Consider the following 23,012-nt stretch of genomic DNA (forward strand, 5'->3'; position numbering starts at 1 on the left):
CGGCTACGAACCGAGCGGTCGGAGGTTCGAATCCTCCTGGATGCACCATATTCCGCAATACTGAAAGCCCCCTTTATTTGGCATGAATGAGAAGTTGTCACAGCCAGCATTAAGGAGGATAACGTTGCTTCAGCAACGGCCCTCAGGGTGAGGCTAAGCCGAATAACCCTCTTCTATAGGGTTTTAGCAGACGAAGTCAATCAATTCATCTCTCCCGTTCAATCTATGCATTATCCCGACTGACAGCCTTCTTCTTTAGCACTTGTCTACTGACATCATTTATGTAACTCATTAAATTCTCGCCTCTTCACGGCCAAAGCGACAATCATGCTGCTTTTAAGCTAAAGTAATCATTCCGCTTTCAGGATGGACACGAGAATGTACGATGATTACGATGGCTTGATCTTCGATATGGATGGCACCATCCTTGACACAGAGTCGACGCACCGTGAAGCCTGGCGTCAGGTGCTTTTGCAATACGGGTTGAGCTATGATGAAACGGTTCTTATTGGCCTGAATGGTTCTCCCTCCTGGCGTATTGCTCAGGCAATTGTGACTGCCCAACAAAGTGACCTTGATCCTTATCAGCTTGCTGCTGAAAAAACGCAACTGCTGAAAACCATGCTGTTTGACGTCGTGCAGCCATTGCCGCTGATTGAAGTGGTGAAAGCGTACAGGGGACGCCGTCCGATGGCGGTAGGAACCGGAAGTGAGCACGCAATGGCGGTTGCGTTGTTACAGCATCTCGGTGTGTACCATCATTTCGATGCCATTGTCGGAGCAGATGATGTTAAACGTCATAAACCAGAACCTGATACCTTTCTACGCTGCGCCGAATTAATGGGCGTCGCGGCTGCGCGTTGTGTGGTGTTCGAAGATGCGGACTTTGGCTTGCAGGCCGCGCGAGCTGCAGGAATGGATGCGGTGGATGTCAGACGACTGTGAGTGAGTGGTTGTCTTACGGTTCGATGTTGACCAGCAGCTTCCTGAGTGCCACGCTATTGCCCGGCAGTTCGGAAGCATTACTGGTCGGGCTGGTGATGGCAGGGAAAGTGTCTGTCAGCGCACTGGTGGCGCTAGCCGCACTGGGGAATACTCTGGGAGGGTTAACCAACATTGTTATAGGCCGTTTTATACCGTTAAAAAATCAGGGACGATGGCATGATACAGCGGCGGTATGGCTCAGGCGTTTAGGGCCTGCTGCATTGCTTTTTAGCTGGTTGCCGGTAATTGGCGACCTGCTATGCGTGGTTGCCGGCTGGCTGCGTTTTTCCTGGCTGCCGATGGTGGTTTTTCTCGCCGTTGGTAAGACTTTGCGCTACGTCGCGCTGGCAGCCGCAACACTTCAGGGCATGGAATGGTGGCATTGATTCGCTTTCAGGCGGCGCTACGATTAACATTATGCTTAACAATAATAAATTTTCTCTCTGCGGGAGGTCAATTTGATCCCGGATGTATCACAGGCGCTTACCTGGTTGGAAGCTCATCCTGATGCACTTAACGGCATCGGTCGCGGTATTGAGCGTGAAACGCTGCGCGTCAGGCCCGATGGCTATCTGGCCACCACTGCTCACCCGGCTTCTCTTGGAGCTGCCTTAACGCATAAGTGGATTACTACCGATTTCGCCGAAGCGCTGCTGGAATTTATCACGCCGGTCGATCGGGATATCGATCGCCTGTTGGCCTTTTTGCGTGACATTCACCGTCATACTGCCCGTGAGCTTGGCGAAGAGCGCATGTGGCCAATGAGCATGCCATGCAGGGTTGACCGCGATCAGGATATTGAACTCGCGCAATACGGCTCTTCAAACATCGGACAGATGAAGACCCTGTATCGTCAGGGACTGAAGAACAGATATGGCGCGCTGATGCAGATCATTTCCGGCGTGCATTACAATTTTTCGCTGCCACTCTCCTTCTGGCAGTCATGGGCGGGTGTTGAAGACGCGGAAAGTGGTAAAGAGGCGATCTCCGCAGGCTATTTACGTTTGATACGTAACTATTATCGCTTTGGCTGGGTGATCCCGTATCTTTTCGGGGCTTCTCCAGCCATTTGCTCTTCTTTCCTACAGGGGAAAGAAAGCAAGCTGCCATTCCAGCGCAGCGACAAAGGCATGCTGTCGCTGCCTTATGCGACCTCGCTGCGCCTGAGCGATCTTGGCTATACCAATAAATCGCAGAGTAGTCTGGAGATCGCTTTCAACAATCTGCCCGACTACATTTCAGGTCTGAAGGCGGCAATTAAAACGCCGTCAGAAGAGTTTGCGGCGATGGGGGTGAAGGATAAAAATGGTGACTGGCTACAGCTGAACACGAATGTACTCCAGATTGAAAACGAGCTATATGCCCCTATCCGTCCTAAACGCGTCACGCGCTCGGGAGAAGCCCCTTCCGACGCATTGCAACGTGGTGGCATAGAATATATCGAGGTGCGCTCACTGGATATTAACCCATTCTCGCCAATCGGCGTGGATGCGGATCAGGTACGTTTTCTCGATCTGTTCCTTATCTGGTGTGCGCTGGCTGATGCTCCAGAGATGGACAGTGCCGAGCTGGCCTGTACTCGTAAAAACTGGAACAGGGTTATCCTCGAAGGGCGTAAGCCTGGGCAAACCATTGGTATAGGATGTGGAGAAGCAGAGCATCCGTTGGTTGATGTCGGCAAAGCGTTGTTTAACGATTTGCTACGCGTTGCCAAAACGCTCGATAGCCAAGGTGGCGATTGCCAATATCAGGAAGTGTGTGAGCGGCTGGCCGCATCTTTTGACAATCCTGATTTGACCTACTCCGCCCGTTTCCTGCGGACTCTTCAAGAAAACGGTATTGAAAAAACCGGGATGGCACTGGCAGAGCAGTATCGTGCCCTGCTGAGTGATGAGTCGCTGCAAGTGCTGACAGAGCAACGCTTCCACGACGAAGCGCAACGTTCGCAGCAAAGCCAGAGGGAAATCGAAGAAAGTGACACGCTTAGCCTGGAAGCCTTTTTGAAGGGTAAAAGCTAGTGCCAAAAGAAAAGGCCACATCAATGTGGCCTAAATTAACATCTCTGTTGTCAGGGATGAGATGATGATAACGAATACGCGTCTTTCATATATTCAGACGTCTGGCGATCGAGAAAGTTTCATCGCATCAAAAATAAATTAATTTGTTGAGGTAACCATATGCCATTGCTGGATAGCTTTACCGTCGATCACACCATCATGGCTGCTCCTGCCGTGCGCGTAGCCAAAACCATGCAGACCCCGCATGGTGACACCATTACGGTGTTCGACCTGCGTTTCTGCCGTCCCAACAAGGAAGTGTTGCCTGAGCGCGGCATTCACACGCTGGAGCATCTGTTCGCTGGCTTCATGCGCGATCACCTGAACGGTAACGGAGTGGAAATCATCGATATCTCCCCGATGGGATGCCGCACCGGTTTTTATATGAGTCTGATTGGCGTGCCGGACGAGCAGCGCGTGGCTCAGGCATGGAAAGCGGCGATGGGTGATGTGCTGAAAGTGGCCGACCAGCGTCAGATCCCTGAACTGAACGAGTATCAGTGCGGGACTTATGAAATGCACTCGCTGGATGAAGCACAGGATATCGCCCGTCATATCATTGAAAACGACATTCGCGTTAACCGTAACGATGAACTGGCACTGCCAAAAGAGAAGCTGAAAGAGCTGCATATTTAGTCAGTTGCGAGAAGAGAAAAGGCGACCTTATTGGGTCGCCTTTTTACTGTGATGCATTGCGCTATGAGCCGATTGACTCTTTTAGCGATTTTTGTGGCGTAATGCGCACCTGCTTAATCATATTCTCCTGAACATCGAGAATATCCACCGCATAATGAGAAATATGCACGGTGGCACCCGGTAACGGAATATCCTGAATTTCCTCCAGAATCATGCCGTTAATAGTACGGGCATCCGCTTCCGGCAGCGTCCAGTTGAACACTTTATTCAGCTCACGGATATTGGCGCTACCTTCGATCAGCACCGAGCCGTCATTCTGTGGCATCACTTCTTCCGCCAGCGTGGGCGACATGGACGTGGTAAAATCACCCACAATTTCTTCCAGAATATCTTCGATAGTGACCAGCCCTTTGACGTCGCCATACTCATCAACCACCAGACCGACTTTTTCCTTATTACGCTGAAACTTTACCAACTGGACATTAAGCGGGGTGCCTTCCGGCACATAATAAATTTCATCCGCCGCGCGCAGCATGACCTCTTTGGTAAACTCTTTTTTCTCCGTCATCAGGCGATAGGCTTCGCGCACGCGCAGCATACTGATGGTATCGTCGAGCGAATCCCGATACAGCACGATGCGGCCATGCGGTGAATGAGTCAGCTGGCGCACGATCGATTTCCAGTCGTCGTTGATGTTTATCCCGACGATTTCATTACGTGGCACCATAATGTCATCAACATTGACCTTCTCCAGATCTAAGACTGACAACAGCATATCCTGATTGCGGTGCGACATTAACGAACGCGATTCATAGACAATGGTGCGCAGTTCTTCCTTGCTCAACGCACCGCTAATGGCACCGTCACTGCTGATGCCGACCATGCGCATCAACAGCCGCGTAATGATGTTCAGTAGCCACACCAGCGGCATCATCACCACCTGAAGTGGCCCCAGCAGAACGCTGCTGGGGAAAGCCACTTTTTCCGGATAAAGTGCCGCAACGGTTTTCGGCAGAACTTCAGAAAAAACAAGTACCAGGAAGGTCAGTATGCCGGTTGCTATCGCTACGCCAGCATCACCGTACAGGCGCATTCCTACAATGGTTGCCAGCGCCGAGGCCAGAATATTTACCAGGTTGTTGCCAATTAAGACCAGGCTGATGAGGCGGTCAGGACGTCGCAGGAGTTTCTCGACCCGGCGTGCGGCGCGATTGCCGTTTTTAGCCTGATGACGCAGCTTATAGCGATTAAGCGTCATCATGCCGGTTTCGGAGCCGGAAAAGTACGCTGATACCAGAATCATAACGATCAGCGTAATAATCAGGGTAGTGGTTGAAACGTGTTCCACGAGAGATCCTTGTGGTGAAATCAGGAGATTAAAAAGTGCTGCAACATGCGGCTACCGAAGTAGGACATGGTGAGCAAAAAAGCGCCGCCGCAGTTGAACCACACCACGCGGCGGCCGCGCCAGCCTTCATGGTAGTGGCCCCACAACAGCACGATATAGAGGAACCAGGCAACAATCGACAGTACCGCTTTATCAATATTTTCCCGACTGAACAGGTCGTGCATAAAAAATAATCCGGTGCATAACACCAGTGTCAGCAGCACAACGCCAATTTGAGTGATATGGAACATCTTACGTTCGATAGTCATCAGCGGGGGGATATCGGTGTTGAAAGCCAGTTTCTTATTTTTCAACAGCCAGTCAATCCAGGCGAGCTGTAGCGCGTACAGGGCGGCAATGATCAGGGTAGCATAAGCAAATAGCGCCAGGCCGATATGCACCATCATTCCTGGTGTCGTTTCCAGGTGAGTAATGAAGGCATTAGGAACAAAGGTCGCAAACGCCAGGTTAATCAAAGCGAAGCTGTAAACTATCGGCAGCAGGATCCAGCCCCTGTTACGTGAGGCAACGATGGTCATAATCACGCAGATGAGCAGGCTAACCAGCGAGGCAATGTTCAGCAGGCTGAGGTTTTGTCCGCCATCCAGAGAAAAAATACGTTGTTCCAGCGCCACGGCATGGCATACCAAGGCAATGATGGCAGAAAGTATAGCCAGACGCCGCCAGGTACTGTTTTTGCGCAGCAGGCTGGGGATGATCAGGGCAAGGCTAAATGAGTAGGCGAATAGCGCCAGAATCGCAGTTACGGACATAGCTTTCGTCAGGTACCGGCCGGATAAGGAAAAATTCAGTATAGCGCCAGCGGCTGCTGGCTCCAAACGATCTCATCGTATATGGCTGAGATCCCGGCGGGATCATGTTATAATCCGTGCAATTGTGTCGCCACGGCGGCCTCTCATTACGTTGAGCGAGAGACGATGTTTGATAATTTAACCGATAGACTATCGCAGACCCTGCGCAATATCAGCGGCCGTGGACGGCTGACAGAAGACAACATTAAAGACACGCTGCGCGAAGTGCGCATGGCGCTACTTGAGGCAGACGTTGCGCTGCCGGTAGTGCGTGACTTTATCGGACGTGTTAAAGAACGCGCCGTCGGTCACGAAGTGAACAAAAGCCTGACGCCGGGGCAGGAGTTCGTCAAGATCGTGAAAAACGAACTGGTGGCGGCAATGGGCGAGGAGAATAACACTCTGAACCTGGCGGCGCAGCCTCCAGCGGTGGTTCTGATGGCGGGCTTGCAGGGGGCGGGTAAAACCACCAGCGTCGGTAAACTCGGTAAATTCCTGCGCGAAAAGCACAAGAAAAAAGTGCTGGTGGTCTCAGCCGACGTTTATCGCCCGGCGGCAATTAAACAGCTGGAAACGCTGGCAGAACAGGTTGGGGTGGATTTCTGCCCGTCCGACCTGAGCCAGCAGCCGGTAGATATCGTTAAGAATGCATTACAGCAGGCGAAGCTGAAGTTCTACGATGTGCTGCTGGTGGATACCGCTGGCCGTCTGCACGTCGATGAAGCGATGATGGACGAGATCAAGCAGGTTCATGCCGCGATTAATCCGGTAGAAACGCTGTTTGTTGTTGATGCCATGACCGGTCAGGATGCGGCCAACACTGCTAAGGCGTTCAACGAGGCGCTGCCGCTAACCGGTGTGGTATTGACGAAAGTGGATGGTGATGCCCGTGGCGGTGCTGCGCTGTCGATTCGCCATATCACCGGGAAACCGATTAAGTTTATGGGGGTCGGTGAGAAAACCGAGGCCCTGGAACCTTTCTATCCTGACCGTATTGCCTCGCGAATTCTCGGCATGGGCGATATGCTGTCGCTGATCGAAGATATCGAAAGCAAGGTCGATCGCGCTCAGGCAGAGAAACTGGCCAGCAAGTTGAAGAAGGGTGATGGTTTTGACCTGAACGACTTCCTCGACCAGCTAAAGCAGATGCGCAATATGGGCGGTATGGCCAGCCTGATGGGCAAACTGCCGGGCATGGGGCAGCTGCCGGATAACGTTAAATCACAGATGGACGATAAAGTGCTGGTGCGCATGGAAGCGATGATCAACTCCATGACGCGCAAAGAGCGCCAAAAGCCGGAGATCATCAAAGGTTCGCGCAAGCGTCGCATTGCCAGCGGTTCGGGTATGCAGGTTCAGGACGTTAACCGCTTACTCAAGCAGTTTGACGATATGCAGCGCATGATGAAAAAGATGAAGAAGGGCGGCATGGCAAAAATGATGCGCGGCATGAAAGGTATGATGCCGCCGGGTTTCCCAAGTCGCTAAGCCAGCCGGAAAATGACTCAGGCGAATTAGATTGCTTTTTGCGCCAAAATGAGTAAAATTTTCGGGCTTTTTATATTGCACCCGGGCCCCGTTCCCTCAATGGGGCCCGGTTGTTTTATTAACTAAAGAGGATGTTATGGTAACAATTCGTTTGGCACGTCACGGCGCTAAAAAGCGTCCGTTTTATCAGGTAGTCGTCACCGACAGCCGTAATGCTCGCAACGGTCGCTTCATCGAGCGCGTTGGCTTCTTCAACCCGATCGCTTCTGGTCAGGCTGAGCCACTGCGTCTGGATCTGGACCGCATTGAGCACTGGGTTGGCCAGGGCGCTACTCTGTCCGATCGCGTTAACGCGCTGATCAAGCAAGCTAAGAAAGCAGCTTAATCTGTCACGGTGGTCAACATGAGCAAGCAACTCACCGCGCAGCCTCCCGCAACCCCGTTAATTCTGGGGAAGATGGGCTCTGCCTATGGTATTCGTGGTTGGCTCAAAGTGTTTTCCTCCACCGAAGACGCCGAAAGCATTTTTGACTATCAGCCGTGGTTTATTCAACGAGCGGGTCAATGGCAGCTTGTCGAGCTGGAAGGCTGGAAGCGCCACAATCAGGACATGATCATCAAAGTCAAAGGCATTGACGATCGTGATGCTGCGGGTCTGCTGACCAATTGCGAAATTGTCGTGGATTCAGAGCAACTGCCGGAGCTGGATAACGGCGACTATTACTGGAAAGACCTGATGGGCTGCCAGGTAGTCACGGTTGAAGGTTATGAACTGGGTAAAGTCATCGATATGATGGAAACCGGTTCAAACGACGTTCTCGTCGTTAAGGCTAACCTGAAGGATGCATTTGGTGCGCAGGAGCGGTTGATTCCGTTCCTCGATGAACAGGTTATCAAGAATGTCGATCTCACTACCCGCACCATCAAAGTAGATTGGGATCCTGGTTTTTGAGCTCCGAACAAAACGGTAATACTCCGGCGCAGAGTATGTGGATTGGCATAATCAGCCTGTTTCCTGACATGTTTCGCGCAATTACCGATTACGGAGTAACTGGCCGGGCAGTAAAAAATGGCCTGCTCAGCATTCAGAGCTGGAGTCCACGTGACTTCACTCAAGACCGGCACCGTACCGTGGATGAACGTCCTTACGGCGGCGGACCGGGAATGCTAATGATGGTGCAACCCTTACGGGACGCCATCCACGCAGCAAAAGCGGCGGCAGGGGAAGGCGCTAAGGTGATTTATCTGTCACCTCAGGGGCGTAAACTCGATCAAGATGGGGTTTGCGAACTGGCGACCCATCAGAAGTTGATTCTGGTTTGCGGTCGCTATGAAGGGATTGATGAGCGCGTAATCAAAACCGAAATCGATGAAGAGTGGTCGATTGGCGATTACGTACTCAGCGGTGGCGAGCTGCCAGCAATGACGCTGATTGACTCGGTTTCCCGGTTCATACCGGGTGTACTGGGGAAACAGGCGTCAGCCGAGGAAGACTCTTTTTCCGACGGTTTGTTGGATTGCCCACACTATACCCGCCCTGAAGTGTTGGAAGGGATGGAGGTTCCGTCGGTTTTACTGTCGGGCAACCATGCTGATATTCGCCAATGGCGTCTGAAACAGTCGTTGGGCCGTACCTGGCTTAGAAGACCTGAACTTCTGGAAAACCTGGCTCTGACTGAAGAGCAAGCAAAGTTGCTGGCTGAGTTCCAACGGGAACACACCCAGGCAACAAAACGATGATACGGCTGGATTAATCCGCCTTAACTATCAGTTTACCCAGGATAAGAGATTTAATTATGAGCAACATTATTAAGCAGATTGAACAAGAACAGCTGAAACAGGACGTACCTTCATTCCGTCCGGGTGATTCCGTGGAAGTGAAAGTATGGGTCGTTGAAGGTGCTAAAAAGCGTCTGCAGGCATTCGAGGGCGTGGTTATCGCTATTCGTAACCGCGGTCTGCACTCTGCATTCACTGTTCGCAAAATTTCCAACGGCGAAGGTGTTGAGCGTGTCTTCCAGACTCACTCCCCGGTAATCGACAGCATCACTGTTAAACGTCGTGGTGCCGTGCGTCAAGCCAAACTGTACTACCTGCGTGAGCGTACTGGTAAGTCTGCACGTATCAAAGAGCGTCTGGGCTAAGGTATCGCTAACGCGACATCGACTAGTTAATAGCAAACAAGGGGCTGACCGCGAGGTTGGCCCCTTTTTATGTCCGTTGGCTGATAACAGCAGCCGCAAACTCCGTTCTCTTTACATGACCCTGCTGGCAGCGCGCAGCAGTTCTACGACCAGCGGTGACAGCTCGTTTCGCAGTGCGGCACGCTCAGACTGGAACAGCGTGGCAGCATAAAAGCGGTGGCCCGGTAGCTCCATCGCCCGCACATCACCATCACTATCGTGGGCGCTCAGGCGCAGCGGATATGATTTCAGGTCGGCGACAAAATCAGGATTGACGCCAAAGTTGCAGTGATAGCCTTCAGTTATCTCCGTCGTGCGGTAAGCACGTGCCAGCAGCGTGCCCGGCTCAATCACGATATCCCCGGTTTTCTCCACCAGAGAACAGCTTAATGGCGCAATCACCAGTCGCCCGGCGCTGTCAGTTTCGGCATGGCCGGCATCGCTCCAGCCCATAACGTTACGCGCATATTCCACGATAGCGTACTGGAACCCGCCGCAGGAGCCGAGGAAAGGCACGTTGTTTTCACGCGCCCAGGTGATAGTCAGAAAAGCGCCGTCGTCATTAATATAGGGGCTGCCGGGCACCAGCCAGGTAGCATCATACTCACGCAGCTGGCTTCGATCGGTGATGCTGGCAGTTGGCAGCCACTGTGGGTTCACGTCAAGGTTAAGGGATTGTGCGGCAAGCGTTATTGCCAGAGGAATAGCCTGATGCGCAACGGCATCAGCACGGTAGTCACCAACCAGAGCCAGACGAACAGGGGGCATTTGCGTGTTCCATTGAGAAAAAAATAGATTAGTGGAGGATACTGGTGCTGGCAAGCGGCGTGGGCCCTTCGTATGATGGCAATCTGTCCTTTACCTGGAGAAGAACATGACGCAGCGCATTAATGAATTCGGTCAGCCAGTGGGTGAGGCATTGCCTGACTGGAAACCCGTTTCTCTGCCTGTAGCAAAAGTGATAAGCGGACGCTACTGCAGGCTGGAGCCGCTGGACAGCGTGCGGCACGGGGACGCTCTTTTTGCGGCTTATGCCTCTGCGCCGGATGACAGTGACTGGACGTACCTTACGGAAGATCGTCCTTCCTCACTGGCGGCATTTCACATCTGGCTCCGGCAGCGGGCGGCGGAAAAAGGTTTTGTGACCTTCACTGTTGTTTGCACACAGCGCAATCAGCCGGTTGGGCTGGTGTCTTATTTACGTATCGACCAGGCCAACGGTTCGCTGGAGATTGGCGGTGTGACCTGGTCACCCTTGATGAAGCGCACGGTAATCGGCACTGAATCTTTGTGGCTGATGATAGCGAATACCTTTGCGCTGGGCTATCGCCGTTGTGAGTGGAAGTGCGATTCACTGAATGCACCATCGCGCAACGCGGCGCTGCGCCTGGGCTTTACCTATGAAGGGACCTTCCGCCAGATGATGACGCGTAAAAAGCGTTCGCGTGATTCTGACTGGTTCTCGATTATTGATGGCGAGTGGTCAGCGTTGGATAAGGTTTTGCGTCACTGGCTCTCGCCAGCAAATATTGATGAGCAGGGGCAGCAGCGGCTATCGTTAAGCCATCTGATGCGGTCGATGCAGGTGATAGATAGCGGTATTGATCGGCCCGCTGGCTAAGACAATCAGGCCAAAGCGAATATCAATCAGTTTGGCTCCGACCCGGGTCGCCACCGTACGGCTGGCGACATTGTTTTCTGCCACAAGGATTTCAATCATTTTTGTATCTGGCTTTTTGAAACCCTCGGCAGCGAGCCTACGCACCGCCTCGCTGGCAATTCCCTTACGTTGTTTGCTGCTGCGTACCCAGTAACCCAGTGCAGGTTTGGCATTACACCTGTCGGAGTAACGTATTCCAACACCGCCTAACAGCTCCCCGTTAGCGGAAAATATTCCTGACTCATCAGCCAGCTCCTGCTGGCGCTGAAGATGAGTATAGTGGAACCACTTCAGTGCATCTTCCGGCATGTAGTTCTCATGCGCCCAACTCATCCACGGAAGTAAAGTGTCCAGTGACTCATTAACCGCGTTTGCAAAGGCTTCGGCATCCCGATCTTCAAAAGGGCGTAATACTAAGTTCATTTGATCTCCAAATGTCAGGAAAAATAGCGGGGCACACTGCCAGTAGGGGTTATGTCAGGTTAGCCGCAATGATTTGAATAGGCGAGAAACACCACCAAATTATGTGCGATTTAATCTTTTACTGTAAACAATTAGTTACGGTATAGAGTTTTCCCGAATTATTATAAGTTACTGTTTTAGTTGAATTAAATAAAAATAAATTCAATTTTCAAATACAAATGGTAAATATTATGTACATATAATTTTGAGTTATGTACGTATTATGCTACATTTTCTTTCAACCTCATAAGGATCCTATTAAACGAATCACCAGGATAACGATCATGCAAAAAGATGCGCTCAATAACGTCCATATCGCTGATGAACAGGTTCTGATAACCCCGGAATCACTGAAAAATCAGTACCCGCTTAACAACGCGCTTGAAGGGCAAATTACCGCCTCACGCCGGGTTATCTCTGACATTATCAGCGGTAAAGATCATCGTTTATTGGTGGTATGCGGCCCCTGCTCCATACACGATCCTGAAGCCGCGCTGGCTTATGCCCGCGATCTTAAAAAGCTGGCCGATCGGGTGAGCGACAGGCTCTATATCGTGATGCGTGTCTACTTTGAAAAGCCGCGTACCACCGTTGGCTGGAAAGGGCTAATCAACGATCCGCATATGGATAACACCTTCGATATGGAAACGGGTCTGCACATTGCGCGTAAACTCCTGCTGAATTTGGTCGAGATCGGCCTGCCGCTGGCAACAGAAGCGCTTGATCCCAACAGTCCGCAATATCTCGGCGATCTGTTCAGCTGGTCTGCCATCGGGGCGCGTACCACCGAGTCGCAGACGCACCGTGAAATGGCTTCTGGCTTGTCGATGCCGGTTGGATTCAAAAATGGGACAGATGGCAGCCTCGCTACGGCGATCAATGCCATGCGTGCTGCGGCACAGCCGCATCGTTTTGTCGGTATCAACCAGGCGGGGCAGGTCTGCCTCCTGCAAACCCAGGGCAACCCGGACGGGCATGTGATCCTACGCGGTGGTAAACAGCCGAACTATGGCCCGCAGGATGTAGCACAGTGCGAAAAAGAGATGCGGCAGGCGGGACTCCGTCCTTCCTTGATGGTAGATTGCAGTCATGGCAATTCTAACAAAGACTTCCGTCGCCAGTCGGGCGTGGCCGAGTCTGCGGTCGCGCAGATCAAAGACGGCAACCGTTCCATTATTGGCCTGATGCTGGAAAGCAACATTTATGAAGGTAATCAGTCTTCCGAACAGCCACGTAGTGAAATGCGCTACGGCGTTTCCGTGACTGATGCCTGCATCAACTGGGAAACGACCGAAAAATTGTTGCATGAAATTTATCGGGATCTGGACGGGGTACTGGCGGCGCGTCTGTCGCAAGAGGATTAAAGAGTTATGGTGGCTGAACTGAGCGCGTTACGCGATCAAATTGATGAAGTGGATAAAGCGCTACTGGATCTGCTGGCCAGAAGGCTGGCGCTGGTAGCGGAAGTCGGTGAGGTAAAAAGCCGCTACGGATTGCCGATTTACGTTCCTGAACGTGAGGCGAACATGCTGGCCTCGCGCCGCAAAGAAGCTGAACATCTGGGCGTGCCAGCGGATCTCATCGAGGACATACTGCGCCGGGTGATGCGTGAGTCGTACACCAGTGAAAATGATAAAGGCTTCAAAACGTTATGCCCTGAACTACGCCCGGTGGTGATTGTTGGCGGGAAAGGGCAGATGGGACGGCTGTTTGAAAAGATGCTAATCCTGTCGGGCTATCAGGTAAAAATTCTGGATAAAGACGACTGGGATAACGCGGAAAGCCTGCTTGCTGACGCAGGGATGGTTATTATTAGCGTGCCGATTTACTTGACCGAAAAGGTGATTGGCGAGCTGCCGCCGTTGGCACAGGACTGTATCCTGGTTGATCTCGCTTCCGTGAAGAACAAACCGCTGCAGGCGATGCTGGCTGCGCATTCCGGCCCGGTATTGGGTTTACATCCGATGTTTGGCCCGGACAGTGGAAGCTTGGCGAAGCAGCTGGTGGTATGGTGTGATGGCCGTCAGCCGGAAGCTTACCAGTGGTTCCTTGAACAGATCCAGGTTTGGGGAGCCCGTCTGCATCACATTGGTGCGGTGGAGCACGATCAGAACATGGAGTTTATTCAGGCGCTGCGCCACTTCACCACCTTTGCTTATGGCCTGCATCTGGCTGAGGAAAATGTCCAGCTGGAGCAGCTGCTGGCGCTCTCATCGCCCATTTACCGTCTGGAGTTGGCAATGGTCGGTCGGCTGTTCGCGCAGGACCCGCAGCTCTATGCGGATATCATCATGTCCTCAGAGAACAACCTGGCGTTAATTAAGCGCTACTATCAGCGTTTTGGCGAGGCGATTAAGCTATTGGAACAGGGTGATAAGCAGGCATTTATCGCCAGCTTCCGTCAGGTGGCGCAATGGTTTGGCGATTACGCTAAACGTTTCCAGGCGGAAAGCCGTACGCTGTTACGCCAGGCGAACGACAGCCGGGCTTAAATCAGCCGCTATTTAAGGTACGGGCCAGGTCAACTCCCGTACCTTGCTGGCGCGATCAACGTTGAATGTGAGTAAAGCCCGTCTTGCAGCCTTTCGTTAAATACCTGCATCGTGACCGGGCGTTATTGGGCTGGCAGCGGGGTTATTCGTTGCCAGCACGATAGTGAGTACGATAGAAACGCTGATACCAGCCGTCCGCCTGCTGTTGCATATCAATATCGGCAAACTTCGCCGGATAAAGTTTTTTCGCCATCCATAACTCACCCAGTGCCAGCGCTTCCGGCATCGGATAGCCCCATGCTTTGGCATATTCAGGCATCAGGTACACACGGTGGTTCTTGACGGCGTCGACGACCTGCCATGCGGGCTGCTGCCTAATCTCATCAATGACTTGCGGATAGCGGTCCTGGACGAAAATCACCTGCGGGTTCCATGCCAGAATTTGTTCCATTGAAACTTGCTTATAGCCCTGCACCGTTGCCGCTGCGACATTCATTGCTCCAGCATGAGCCATCATCAGTCCGGTATATTTACCCGACCCGTAGGTCGTCAGCCCGGGGTTGGCCATATAAACGCGCAGGCGCTGGTTATTGGCAACGCGACTAAGCCGATCCGTCACCCGCTGGCGCTGGCTAAACGTGGCGTCAATCAGTCGTTCCGCCTGCGGCTGTTGATTGACCACTTCTCCAATCAGGCGAATACCCTGCTTCAACCCTTCATTGTACGCCTGCTCCTCGTTAGATAACTGCGGATTAAGCAGAGCCTGCTGTGAACCGCTGTCTATGCGCAGAGAAATAGCAATCACCGCAATGTCCAGATCCTGGATCTGGTTGATCATCTCCCGTGGGGCGTAGTGGGTAACAAATACCACCTGTGGATGCAAAGTGACCAGCTTTTCTAAATCGACATGAGTCAGATCACCCAGCTTCGGTACACTATTCAGCTGGGGAACCAGACGTGCATAGCCATCACCGAGCTGCTGTTTCCAGTTGCTCATAACGCCGACCATTTTACCGGTAGCATCAAGTTGAACCAGCAAATTCAGCGTTTGATGCTGCAACACCACCACCCGGTCGACCCGATCCGGTAGGGTGACATGGCGGCCAAGTTGGTCGGTGACCTGACGCGAGGCCTGTGCAGACCAGCCGGACAGACTTAATAGGGTGAGTATAGAAAGTAACCAAAGAAACCGAATCATCTGTTAACCTGCATAGCGCTATATACTTAATGATATAGCGAATGCGCGGGCAAGGTAAACGATCACTGTTCAGTATGAAAAAAAAATGCCAGCTTGACCAAGCTGGCACAATGTAAGCGATTATTGTGGATCGATGGCGACGATGTTCTCACTCGGGTAGCAGCCCAACACCTTCAGAGAGCGGGTGAGCGCTGTCAATTCTTGCAGCGCCTGCTGCACGTCTTCACTGCGCAGATTCCCCTGGAAATCGATGTAAAACATCTCCTGCCACGGGTTGCCGGTGAGAGGACGTGACTCCAGCTTGCTCATGGTCAGATTATGCTTACGCAGCACTAACAGTGCTTCTACCAGTGCGCCAGCCTGCTGGCCGGTAGTCATAATCAGCGTAGTCTTCGCCGGAACCTGGGATGATACCTCCACCGGCTTACGCGCCAGCACGATAAAGCGGGTAATATTCTGGCGCTGATTGGCCAGATTGCGTTCCAGCACCTGCAAGCTATACAGCGCACCACCGGCTTCACTGCCCAGTGCGGCAACTTTTGGCGAGTTCATGGCGGCAACTTTTTCCATCGCGGCAGCGGTACTTTCCGTGTACTCAATTTTCCAATGTGGATAGCGGTTAACAAACTGGCTGCATTGCTGGAACGGCTGCGGGTGACTGTAGACGGTCTCAACCTGTTGCAGGTCTGTACTGCCGGAAACCAGCACACAGTGATCGATGGGGATAGTGATCTCACCGACAATGGACAGGCTGGTTTGCTGTAGCAGATCATAAACATCGGTGATGGAGCCGGAGGTGGTGTTTTCAATCGGCAAAACGGCATAGTCAGCCTGACCCGTTTCTACCTGATTAAATATATCGTGGAACTTCAGGCAGCCACACTCAATGAAATTATTAAAGTGACGCGCTGCATAATGGCGCGAGGCCAGGTGTGAGTATGAGCCTTTGGGGCCAAGAAATGCGATACGTGCCGAATGCGCGTTAGTCTTGTTCAGGTGCTTTTGCAGGAGTGCCTGCTGGGTCAGCACTGAATCTTCGATAATTTGTTGGAACAGACGCGTAATATAGTGGGCGTCCAGCTTGTGAATTTTCCCCAATGCGATCAGATGTTCAAGAAGATCGCGTTCACGGTCGATATCGCGTACCGGACGATGGGTGGCCATTTTGGCTTCGGCAACTTCGACTGCCAGCGCACGGCGCTGTGCCAGCAGTGTCAGCAGTTGTTCATCCAGTGCGCTAATTTTACCGCGCAATGCCAGCAACGGGTTTTCGGGATTCATATTTGCTACCTGTCAGTGTCGCTAAAAAAAAAGCCTCCCGGAGGGAGGCTTTATTGTTCGTCTTCGCATGACTTCTTACACGACGAATCGCCTCCCGGATCAGGGGAAGGTAAAGAAGGTAAAAAAGAATGCGAAGAAAAACAGTATGGGTTTCATTAGGGTGTCCATCATTTGCGTAACGGTAAAGTAACCGCTGCAATTTCATTCTGTCAACAAAAAACGCGCCTGCAGGCGCGTTAACGGCGTTTTGACATCTTACTCTTCTTCAGCTTCGACCACGCTAAGATCTTTCACGCTGGCGGAGGCGCGGCGCGCTTCTCCTTTATGCTGAACTTTGTTCAGCTGGCGCTCCAGTTTATTGATCAGATCGTTGATAGCCGTATACATATCTTCATGTTTGGCGCTGGCGACCAGAGGGCCGTTAGGCGTATTGATGTTGGCATCAGCTACAAATTCTTTTGGCTCTTTTGACAGAACAATATGTGGGTTAATCAGGTGGGTTTGCCACTTCTCGAGTTTGGCCAGACGGTCTTCAATATGCTGGCGAATAGCCGCAGTAATATCCATTTGCTTACTGGTAATGTTCAGAACCATAGTGCTTACCTCTCTGTCATTTCCGCCTCAGTGATTTAAGCATAGCGTGAAAAAATCTAAAATGTGTGATTAGGGTCACATTTTGTTGTCACTTTTTGTCAGGAAATATAAAAGCGTGATGCTGGCAAGCCAGGGCGACAACAGAGGTTGCAGGAGGGAGGCGGGGGCGACGTTGGCAAGTTAACCCGTGCGGAAATGCGGTGAATAGCCAATTTTTTAGCCAGTTAACGCGGTAAAGATGTTAGAAGGAGCCATTTAAAAAGGGCCACGCTGAACTACACATGAACCCTTTTTATAAAGGTTATGGGACCGATCGATCCCACACCTTTTTGCTCCGCCGACCGTGATGTTGTCTGTCGTCAGACTCAGCCTTGATTGGCAGCAATAATTTTTGCCACACGCTCGGCTTGTGTATTCAGCTGCAGCTGGCGGTAAGCATTTTCCATTAGCGGCAGTGCTTTATGGGTCGCTTGGGTATCCGGGTAATCTTTCAGCATTTGTTCTACGCGATTAACCACTGCAACATAAGCCTCGCGTTTGGTGTAGAATTCAACCACGGATAGCTCATATTTTGCCAGGCGGTCTTTCAGGAACACCAGGCGCTTATGCGCATCGGTAGCGTACTGACTGTTTGGATAGCCACGCAGTAGCTGCGAGAAGTCTTTGAAGGCATCACGCGCATGGGTGGGGTCCCGATCTGAACGGTCGATACCAAAGAAGCCCTGCAATGCACTGTCGTCCAGCGCCATATCCGTCAGGCCACGCATATAAATGACGTAATCAATGTTCGGATGAGTCGGGTTCAGGCGCATAAAGCGGTCGATAGCGGCCTGTGCCAGCGGCAAATCGGCATTTTTGTAATATGCGTAGATCAGATCAAGCTGAACTTGCTGGGAGTATGGGCCGAATGGATAGCGGTTATCGAGCGCTTCCAGTTGCGTTATTGCTCCTTTAAAGTTACCGTCCTGCAGTTTTTGCTGGGCAGTGGCATAAATCTCGGAAGGTGGGCTATCAGGTACCACATCCTTGGAGCCGGAACATCCAGCTAATGCCAGGCTCAACGTGGCTGCAGCCACCAGATATTTCATACGCGTCATGACGATTTGCTTATCCTCAGAGTGTTATTCAGGAAGCTGTCCGTTAAGCTTCATGTAGTGACCAGGTACGATAGCACATTATATTAAACGGCATCGCCGTGAAAACCCAACGTTAACAAAGAAGCTGCTTATTTATGGCACAACAAGTAAAACTCAATGCAACGGTATCCGAATCGCAACTCGGACAACGCTTAGATCAGGCTTTGGCCGAATTGTTCCCTGATTATTCACGTTCTCGTATAAAAGAGTGGATTCTCGACCGGCGCATTACCGTCAACGATACAATAATCGACAAACCGAAAGAAAAAGTGCTCGGCGGCGAGCAAATCAGCATTGATGCTGAAATCGAAGAAGAGGCCCGCTGGGAAGCACAGGACATCCCTCTGAGCATCGTCTACGAAGATGACGATATTCTGGTGATCAATAAACCGCGTGATCTGGTGGTGCACCCTGGTGCAGGTAATCCTGATGGCACCGTGCTTAACGCGCTGTTACACCACTTTCCTGCTATTGCCGATGTTCCTCGTGCTGGTATCGTGCACCGTCTGGACAAAGATACCACCGGTCTGATGGTGGTAGCGAAAACCGTTCCGGCACAAACTCACCTGGTCGATGCCTTACAACGCCGTGAAATTACCCGCGAATACGAAGCGGTAGCGATTGGACGGATGACCGCAGGCGGCACGGTTGATGAGCCGATCAGCCGTCACTCGACTAAGCGTACGCATATGGCGGTGCATCCCATGGGGAAACCCGCCACCACTCACTATCGCATCATGGAGCACTTCCGTGCTCATACGCGGCTGCGATTGCGTTTGGAAACCGGTCGTACTCACCAGATCCGTGTCCATATGTCGCACATCAGCCATCCGCTGGTAGGTGACCCGCTATATGGTGGTCGTCCGCGTCCTCCTAAGGGGGCATCAGAGGCATTTATCGCCACCCTGCGGGCTTTCGACCGCCAGGCGCTTCACGCGACCATGCTACGTCTCTACCACCCGATTTCCGGAATTGAGATGGAATGGCATGCACCGCTGCCACAGGATATGGTCGATCTGATCGATGCCCTGAAAGCGGATACCGAAGTCTTTAAAGAGCAGCTGGACTGGTAATGGAGCTCATCGTACCGCAGTGGTCCGTTCCTGCTAATGTCCGTGCGGTAAACAGCACGCGCCGGGGCGGCGTCAGCCAGGCCCCCTGGGATAGCCTGAACCTTGGCGCTCATGTTGGTGATGAGTTGCAGCATGTGCAGATGAATCGTCAGCGCCTGCTGGAGTTTGCCGATCTGCCTTCAATGCCACAATGGCTTGAGCAAGTTCATGGTACTGAAGTCTTAACGCTTGACTGGAAGGTTCCTTCCTCACTGCGTGCTGATGCGGCTTATACCTGCACGCCTGGGGTAGTGTGTGCGGTGATGACAGCGGACTGTTTACCGGTCTTATTCTGTTCGCGAGATGGTCGTGAAGTGGCAGCGGCTCACGCTGGTTGGCGCGGCCTCTGTGATGGGGTGCTAGAAGCAACAATAAGTGCGTTTTCTGCCCCGCCATCGCAAATCAGCGTGTGGTTAGGGCCGGCGATTGGCCCGGGAGCGTTTGAGGTTGGGCCCGAAGTCCGCGAGGCATTTTTGGCTAAAGATCGTGCAGCTTCAAGCGCCTTTCGTCCGGCAGGAGAAAAGTTTTATGCTAATCTCGGGCTATTAGCCAAACAGCGTCTCGAAGCCAGCGGAGTGCGCCAGGTCTGGGATAGTGGCCAATGCACGATGACCGAACATGAGCAATTTTTCTCCTACAGACGCGATGGTGTTACCGGGCGTATGGCAAGTTTGATCTGGCTGATATAACCTAGCGCCATAAGACGGTCTGGAATGGTGTTTTTTTCTCCAAATATCCGGTCATTTAACTTGAAAATTTGAGGATTGACCTCATTTAATCTCCAGTAGCAATTTGACCTGATAGGGGGAAATTATGCGTCTGGATCGTCTTACTAACAAATTTCAGCTGGCCCTTGCCGATGCACAGTCTTTGGCTCTGGGTCGCGATAATCAATTTATCGAACCTCTGCACCTGATGAGTGCTCTTCTCACTCAGGAAGGAGGATCCGTAGGCCCTTTACTGACCGCCGCAGGCGTCGATCTTTCTTCACTGCGCAGCGCCATCGAACAGGCCATCAGCCGACTGCCACAGGTAGAAGGCACTGATGGTGACGTTCAACCCTCTGCCGACCTGGTAAGAGTCCTTAACCTGTGTGACAAGCTGGCACAGAAGCGCAAAGATAATTTCATTTCATCAGAGCTTTTTATTCTGGCCGCGCTTGATTCCCGTGGTTCACTGGCGGATTTGCTGAAATCCCACGGTGCAACCAGCGATAAGCTTTCCAAATCCATTGACCAAATGCGCGGAGGCGAAAACGTGAACGATCAGGGGTCAGAAGATCAACGTCAGGCATTGAAGAAATACACGGTTGATCTGACTGAACGTGCCGAACAGGGAAAGCTGGACCCGGTGATCGGTCGCGATGAAGAGATCCGCCGTACCATTCAGGTGCTGCAGCGCCGTACTAAAAACAACCCGGTGCTGATTGGTGAGCCTGGCGTAGGTAAAACCGCCATCGTTGAAGGTCTCGCCCAGCGCATCATTAACGGCGAAGTCCCTGAAGGGTTAAAGGGCCGTCGTGTGCTGGCCCTGGATATGGGGGCGCTGGTGGCCGGGGCGAAATACCGGGGTGAATTCGAAGAACGTTTGAAAGGCGTGCTTAACGACCTGTCAAAGCAAGAAGGTAACGTCATTCTGTTTATCGACGAGCTGCACACGATGGTAGGTGCCGGAAAGGCCGATGGCGCAATGGATGCCGGCAATATGCTGAAACCCGCGTTGGCGCGCGGTGAACTGCACTGCGTGGGGGCGACGACGCTGGATGAGTATCGCCAGTATATTGAAAAAGATGCGGCGCTCGAACGTCGTTTCCAGAAAGTATTTGTCGCTGAGCCAAGTGTCGAAGATACCATCGCGATCCTGCGCGGATTAAAAGAGCGTTATGAGTTGCATCACCATGTGCAGATTACCGATCCGGCCATCGTGGCGGCGGCTACGCTGTCGCACCGCTATATTGCCGATCGCCAGTTACCGGACAAGGCGATTGACCTGATTGATGAAGCGGCATCAAGTATCCGCATGCAGATCGATTCAAAGCCAGAGTCACTGGATCGTCTGGAGCGGCGCATCATCCAGCTTAAACTGGAACAGCAGGCATTAAAGAAAGAATCCGACGACGCCAGTATCAAGCGCCTCGAGATGCTTGAAGATGAACTGAATCAGAAAGAGCGCGAATACTCTGAACTGGAAGAAGAATGGAAGGCGGAAAAAGCGTCGCTTTCCGGCACTCAGCATATTAAAGCCGAGCTGGAACAGGCGAAATTGAACATGGAACAAGCTCGCCGTCAGGGCGATCTGGGCCAGATGTCTGAACTGCAGTACGGCAAAATTCCAGAGCTGGAAAAACAGCTGGCGACAGCGACCCAGTCCGAAGGCAAGACCATGCGTTTGCTGCGGAATCGTGTCACGGATGTTGAGATTGCCGATGTGCTGGCCCGCTGGACCGGTATTCCGGTGGCGCGCATGATGGAAGGTGAACGCGACAAACTGCTGCGTATGGAGCAGGAACTGCATACCCGCGTTATTGGGCAGCAGGAGGCGGTGGAAGCGGTATCGAACGCCATTCGTCGCAGCCGTGCCGGGCTGGCGGACCCGAATCGCCCGATTGGCTCGTTCCTGTTCCTTGGCCCGACTGGGGTAGGTAAAACCGAGCTGTGCAAAGCGCTGGCTAACTTTATGTTCGACAGTGACGATGCCATGGTGCGTATTGATATGTCCGAGTTTATGGAAAAACATTCGGTATCACGTCTGGTCGGTGCGCCTCCGGGTTACGTTGGCTATGAAGAGGGGGGCTATCTTACCGAAGCGGTGCGCCGCCGCCCCTATTCAGTGATCCTGCTGGATGAAGTAGAGAAGGCACACCCCGATGTGTTCAACATCCTTTTGCAGGTACTGGATGACGGACGCCTGACGGACGGGCAGGGCAGAACGGTCGACTTCCGTAATACGGTGGTGATCATGACCTCTAACCTGGGTTCCGATCTGATTCAGGAACGTTTTGGTGCGTTAAGCTATGGCGAAATGAAAGAGCTGGTGATGTCGGTGGTCAGCCACAGCTTCCGTCCGGAATTTATCAACCGTATCGACGAGCTGGTGGTATTTCATCCGCTGGGTGAAAAGCATATTGCTTCTATTGCGCGTATTCAGCTACAGCGTCTGTATCATCGCCTGGAAGAACGTGGTTATACGTTGCATATATCAGACGCCGCCCTTCAGCAGTTGGCTGAAAACGGCTATGACCCGGTATATGGTGCAAGGCCTTTGAAACGCGCTATCCAGCAGCAGATTGAAAATCCGCTGGCACAGCAGATCCTTTCTGGAGCATTACAGCCCGGCAAAACCATCGACATGGATGTGAAAGATGGTGTTATCGTGGCTCATCAATAATCATGATAAGCAACAAAAATGGGCCGCAGGCCCATTTTTGTGTATTAAAGCGGCAAAAACGCAACTGAAGATGGCTTTTTGGCTGTAATTTGAACGGTTGAAAAGTTTTTTGTGATTAGCCCTTGTCAGCCATCAGAAACTCC

General features: G+C 52.2%; 24 protein-coding genes and 1 other annotated feature. Of the genes, 15 read left to right on the forward strand and 9 right to left on the reverse strand.

Annotated features, from left to right (window positions below; translation table 11 throughout):
- The first annotated feature begins 378 nt into the window (after positions 1–378).
- The 4 genes from yqaB to luxS all read left to right on the forward strand — a co-directional run bounded on the left by yqaB (position 379) and on the right by luxS (position 3,677).
- A complete protein-coding gene (yqaB, locus tag EPIR_RS04265) occupies positions 379–945 on the forward strand; it encodes a fructose-1-phosphate/6-phosphogluconate phosphatase (RefSeq protein ID WP_023654074.1) in 567 nt (188 codons plus the stop codon).
- Complete coding sequence (locus EPIR_RS04270; RefSeq protein ID WP_048696926.1) at positions 942–1,370, forward strand: YqaA family protein; 429 nt, start codon at positions 942–944, stop codon at positions 1,368–1,370. The genes yqaB and EPIR_RS04270 overlap by 4 nt, the downstream gene beginning before the upstream one ends.
- 72 nt (positions 1,371–1,442) lie before the next feature.
- Complete coding sequence (gene gshA, locus EPIR_RS04275) at positions 1,443–3,002, forward strand: glutamate--cysteine ligase (RefSeq protein ID WP_023654076.1); 1,560 nt, start codon at positions 1,443–1,445, stop codon at positions 3,000–3,002.
- 159 nt (positions 3,003–3,161) lie between these two features.
- Positions 3,162–3,677 carry an S-ribosylhomocysteine lyase gene (gene luxS / locus EPIR_RS04280; RefSeq protein ID WP_023654077.1) on the forward strand — a complete coding sequence of 172 codons (516 nt, stop codon included), beginning with the start codon at positions 3,162–3,164 and terminating at the stop codon, positions 3,675–3,677.
- A gap of 61 nt (positions 3,678–3,738) precedes the next feature.
- Here luxS and EPIR_RS04285 read toward each other — a convergent pair whose 3' ends face one another.
- Positions 3,739–5,025, reverse strand: a complete 1,287-nt coding sequence (locus tag EPIR_RS04285; protein ID WP_023654078.1) for an HlyC/CorC family transporter — start codon at positions 5,023–5,025, stop codon at positions 3,739–3,741.
- Between the two features lie 20 nt (positions 5,026–5,045).
- Positions 5,046–5,837 (reverse strand): cytochrome C assembly family protein, encoded by a 792-nt coding sequence (locus EPIR_RS04290; protein WP_023654079.1) that lies wholly within the window; start codon positions 5,835–5,837, stop codon positions 5,046–5,048.
- Positions 5,838–6,002: 165 nt separating this feature from the next.
- On the opposite strand from EPIR_RS04290, the gene ffh reads away from it, so the two are divergent.
- The 5 genes from ffh (at position 6,003) to rplS (ending at position 9,508) form a co-directional block, all read left to right on the forward strand.
- Positions 6,003–7,364 carry a signal recognition particle protein gene (ffh, locus tag EPIR_RS04295; RefSeq protein ID WP_048696929.1) on the forward strand — a complete coding sequence of 454 codons (1,362 nt, stop codon included), beginning with the start codon at positions 6,003–6,005 and terminating at the stop codon, positions 7,362–7,364.
- A gap of 136 nt (positions 7,365–7,500) precedes the next feature.
- Positions 7,501–7,749, forward strand: coding sequence for a 30S ribosomal protein S16 (rpsP, locus tag EPIR_RS04300; protein WP_004155935.1), 249 nt, complete (start codon positions 7,501–7,503; stop codon positions 7,747–7,749).
- A gap of 18 nt (positions 7,750–7,767) precedes the next feature.
- Complete coding sequence (gene rimM / locus EPIR_RS04305; protein ID WP_012669026.1) at positions 7,768–8,316, forward strand: ribosome maturation factor RimM; 549 nt, start codon at positions 7,768–7,770, stop codon at positions 8,314–8,316.
- A 35-nt stretch (positions 8,317–8,351) separates the two neighbouring features.
- Positions 8,352–9,104 carry a tRNA (guanosine(37)-N1)-methyltransferase TrmD gene (trmD, locus tag EPIR_RS04310; RefSeq protein WP_023654081.1) on the forward strand — a complete coding sequence of 251 codons (753 nt, stop codon included), beginning with the start codon at positions 8,352–8,354 and terminating at the stop codon, positions 9,102–9,104.
- 56 nt (positions 9,105–9,160) lie between these two features.
- Positions 9,161–9,508 (forward strand): 50S ribosomal protein L19, encoded by a 348-nt coding sequence (gene rplS, locus EPIR_RS04315; protein ID WP_012442362.1) that lies wholly within the window; start codon positions 9,161–9,163, stop codon positions 9,506–9,508.
- 111 nt (positions 9,509–9,619) lie between these two features.
- Here rplS and EPIR_RS04320 read toward each other — a convergent pair whose 3' ends face one another.
- Entirely contained in the window at positions 9,620–10,315 is a 696-nt protein-coding gene (locus tag EPIR_RS04320) for a CTP synthase C-terminal region-related (seleno)protein (RefSeq protein ID WP_023654082.1), read from the reverse strand.
- Between the two features lie 106 nt (positions 10,316–10,421).
- On the opposite strand from EPIR_RS04320, the gene EPIR_RS04325 reads away from it, so the two are divergent.
- Positions 10,422–11,168, forward strand: a complete 747-nt coding sequence (locus EPIR_RS04325; RefSeq protein WP_023654083.1) for a GNAT family N-acetyltransferase — start codon at positions 10,422–10,424, stop codon at positions 11,166–11,168.
- Here the strand turns inward: EPIR_RS04325 and EPIR_RS04330 are convergent.
- On the reverse strand, positions 11,106–11,630 hold the full coding sequence (locus EPIR_RS04330) for a GNAT family N-acetyltransferase (RefSeq protein WP_023654084.1): 525 nt from the start codon (positions 11,628–11,630) through the stop codon (positions 11,106–11,108). The genes EPIR_RS04325 and EPIR_RS04330 overlap by 63 nt on opposite strands.
- A gap of 323 nt (positions 11,631–11,953) precedes the next feature.
- Between EPIR_RS04330 and EPIR_RS04335 the strand changes: the two genes are divergently transcribed.
- Positions 11,954–13,033 (forward strand): 3-deoxy-7-phosphoheptulonate synthase, encoded by a 1,080-nt coding sequence (locus tag EPIR_RS04335; protein WP_023654085.1) that lies wholly within the window; start codon positions 11,954–11,956, stop codon positions 13,031–13,033.
- Between the two features lie 6 nt (positions 13,034–13,039).
- A complete protein-coding gene (gene tyrA / locus EPIR_RS04340) occupies positions 13,040–14,161 on the forward strand; it encodes a bifunctional chorismate mutase/prephenate dehydrogenase (protein WP_023654086.1) in 1,122 nt (373 codons plus the stop codon).
- Positions 14,162–14,303: 142 nt separating this feature from the next.
- Here tyrA and EPIR_RS04345 read toward each other — a convergent pair whose 3' ends face one another.
- From EPIR_RS04345 to bamD, 5 genes are all read right to left on the reverse strand, one after another.
- Positions 14,304–15,359, reverse strand: coding sequence for an ABC transporter substrate-binding protein (locus EPIR_RS04345; RefSeq protein WP_023654087.1), 1,056 nt, complete (start codon positions 15,357–15,359; stop codon positions 14,304–14,306).
- 120 nt (positions 15,360–15,479) lie between these two features.
- A complete protein-coding gene (gene pheA / locus EPIR_RS04350) occupies positions 15,480–16,640 on the reverse strand; it encodes a bifunctional chorismate mutase/prephenate dehydratase (RefSeq protein WP_023654088.1) in 1,161 nt (386 codons plus the stop codon).
- A gap of 23 nt (positions 16,641–16,663) precedes the next feature.
- Positions 16,664–16,797: a sequence feature (Phe leader region), on the reverse strand.
- Positions 16,740–16,796: a pheA operon leader peptide PheL gene (gene pheL / locus EPIR_RS18960; RefSeq protein ID WP_193387534.1), complete on the reverse strand. Its 57-nt coding sequence runs from the start codon at positions 16,794–16,796 to the stop codon at positions 16,740–16,742. Its footprint overlaps the feature before it by 57 nt.
- Positions 16,798–16,895: 98 nt before the next feature.
- Positions 16,896–17,234 carry a ribosome-associated translation inhibitor RaiA gene (raiA, locus tag EPIR_RS04355; protein ID WP_023654089.1) on the reverse strand — a complete coding sequence of 113 codons (339 nt, stop codon included), beginning with the start codon at positions 17,232–17,234 and terminating at the stop codon, positions 16,896–16,898.
- Between the two features lie 365 nt (positions 17,235–17,599).
- Positions 17,600–18,331, reverse strand: coding sequence for an outer membrane protein assembly factor BamD (gene bamD, locus EPIR_RS04360; protein ID WP_023654090.1), 732 nt, complete (start codon positions 18,329–18,331; stop codon positions 17,600–17,602).
- Positions 18,332–18,465: 134 nt separating this feature from the next.
- On the opposite strand from bamD, the gene rluD reads away from it, so the two are divergent.
- From rluD to clpB, 3 genes are all read left to right on the forward strand, one after another.
- Positions 18,466–19,443: a 23S rRNA pseudouridine(1911/1915/1917) synthase RluD gene (rluD, locus tag EPIR_RS04365; protein ID WP_023654091.1), complete on the forward strand. Its 978-nt coding sequence runs from the start codon at positions 18,466–18,468 to the stop codon at positions 19,441–19,443.
- The gene (yfiH, locus tag EPIR_RS04370; protein ID WP_023654092.1) at positions 19,443–20,171 is read left to right on the forward strand and encodes a purine nucleoside phosphorylase YfiH; all 729 of its coding nucleotides are present in this window, start codon (positions 19,443–19,445) and stop codon (positions 20,169–20,171) included. Before rluD ends, yfiH begins: the two co-directional genes overlap by 1 nt.
- A gap of 124 nt (positions 20,172–20,295) precedes the next feature.
- Positions 20,296–22,869, forward strand: a complete 2,574-nt coding sequence (gene clpB, locus EPIR_RS04375) for an ATP-dependent chaperone ClpB (RefSeq protein WP_023654093.1) — start codon at positions 20,296–20,298, stop codon at positions 22,867–22,869.
- Positions 22,870–23,012: the final 143 nt, after the last annotated feature.

It is taken from the genome of Erwinia piriflorinigrans CFBP 5888, assembly GCF_001050515.1.
In the GTDB taxonomy this organism is placed as follows: domain Bacteria; phylum Pseudomonadota; class Gammaproteobacteria; order Enterobacterales; family Enterobacteriaceae; genus Erwinia; species Erwinia piriflorinigrans.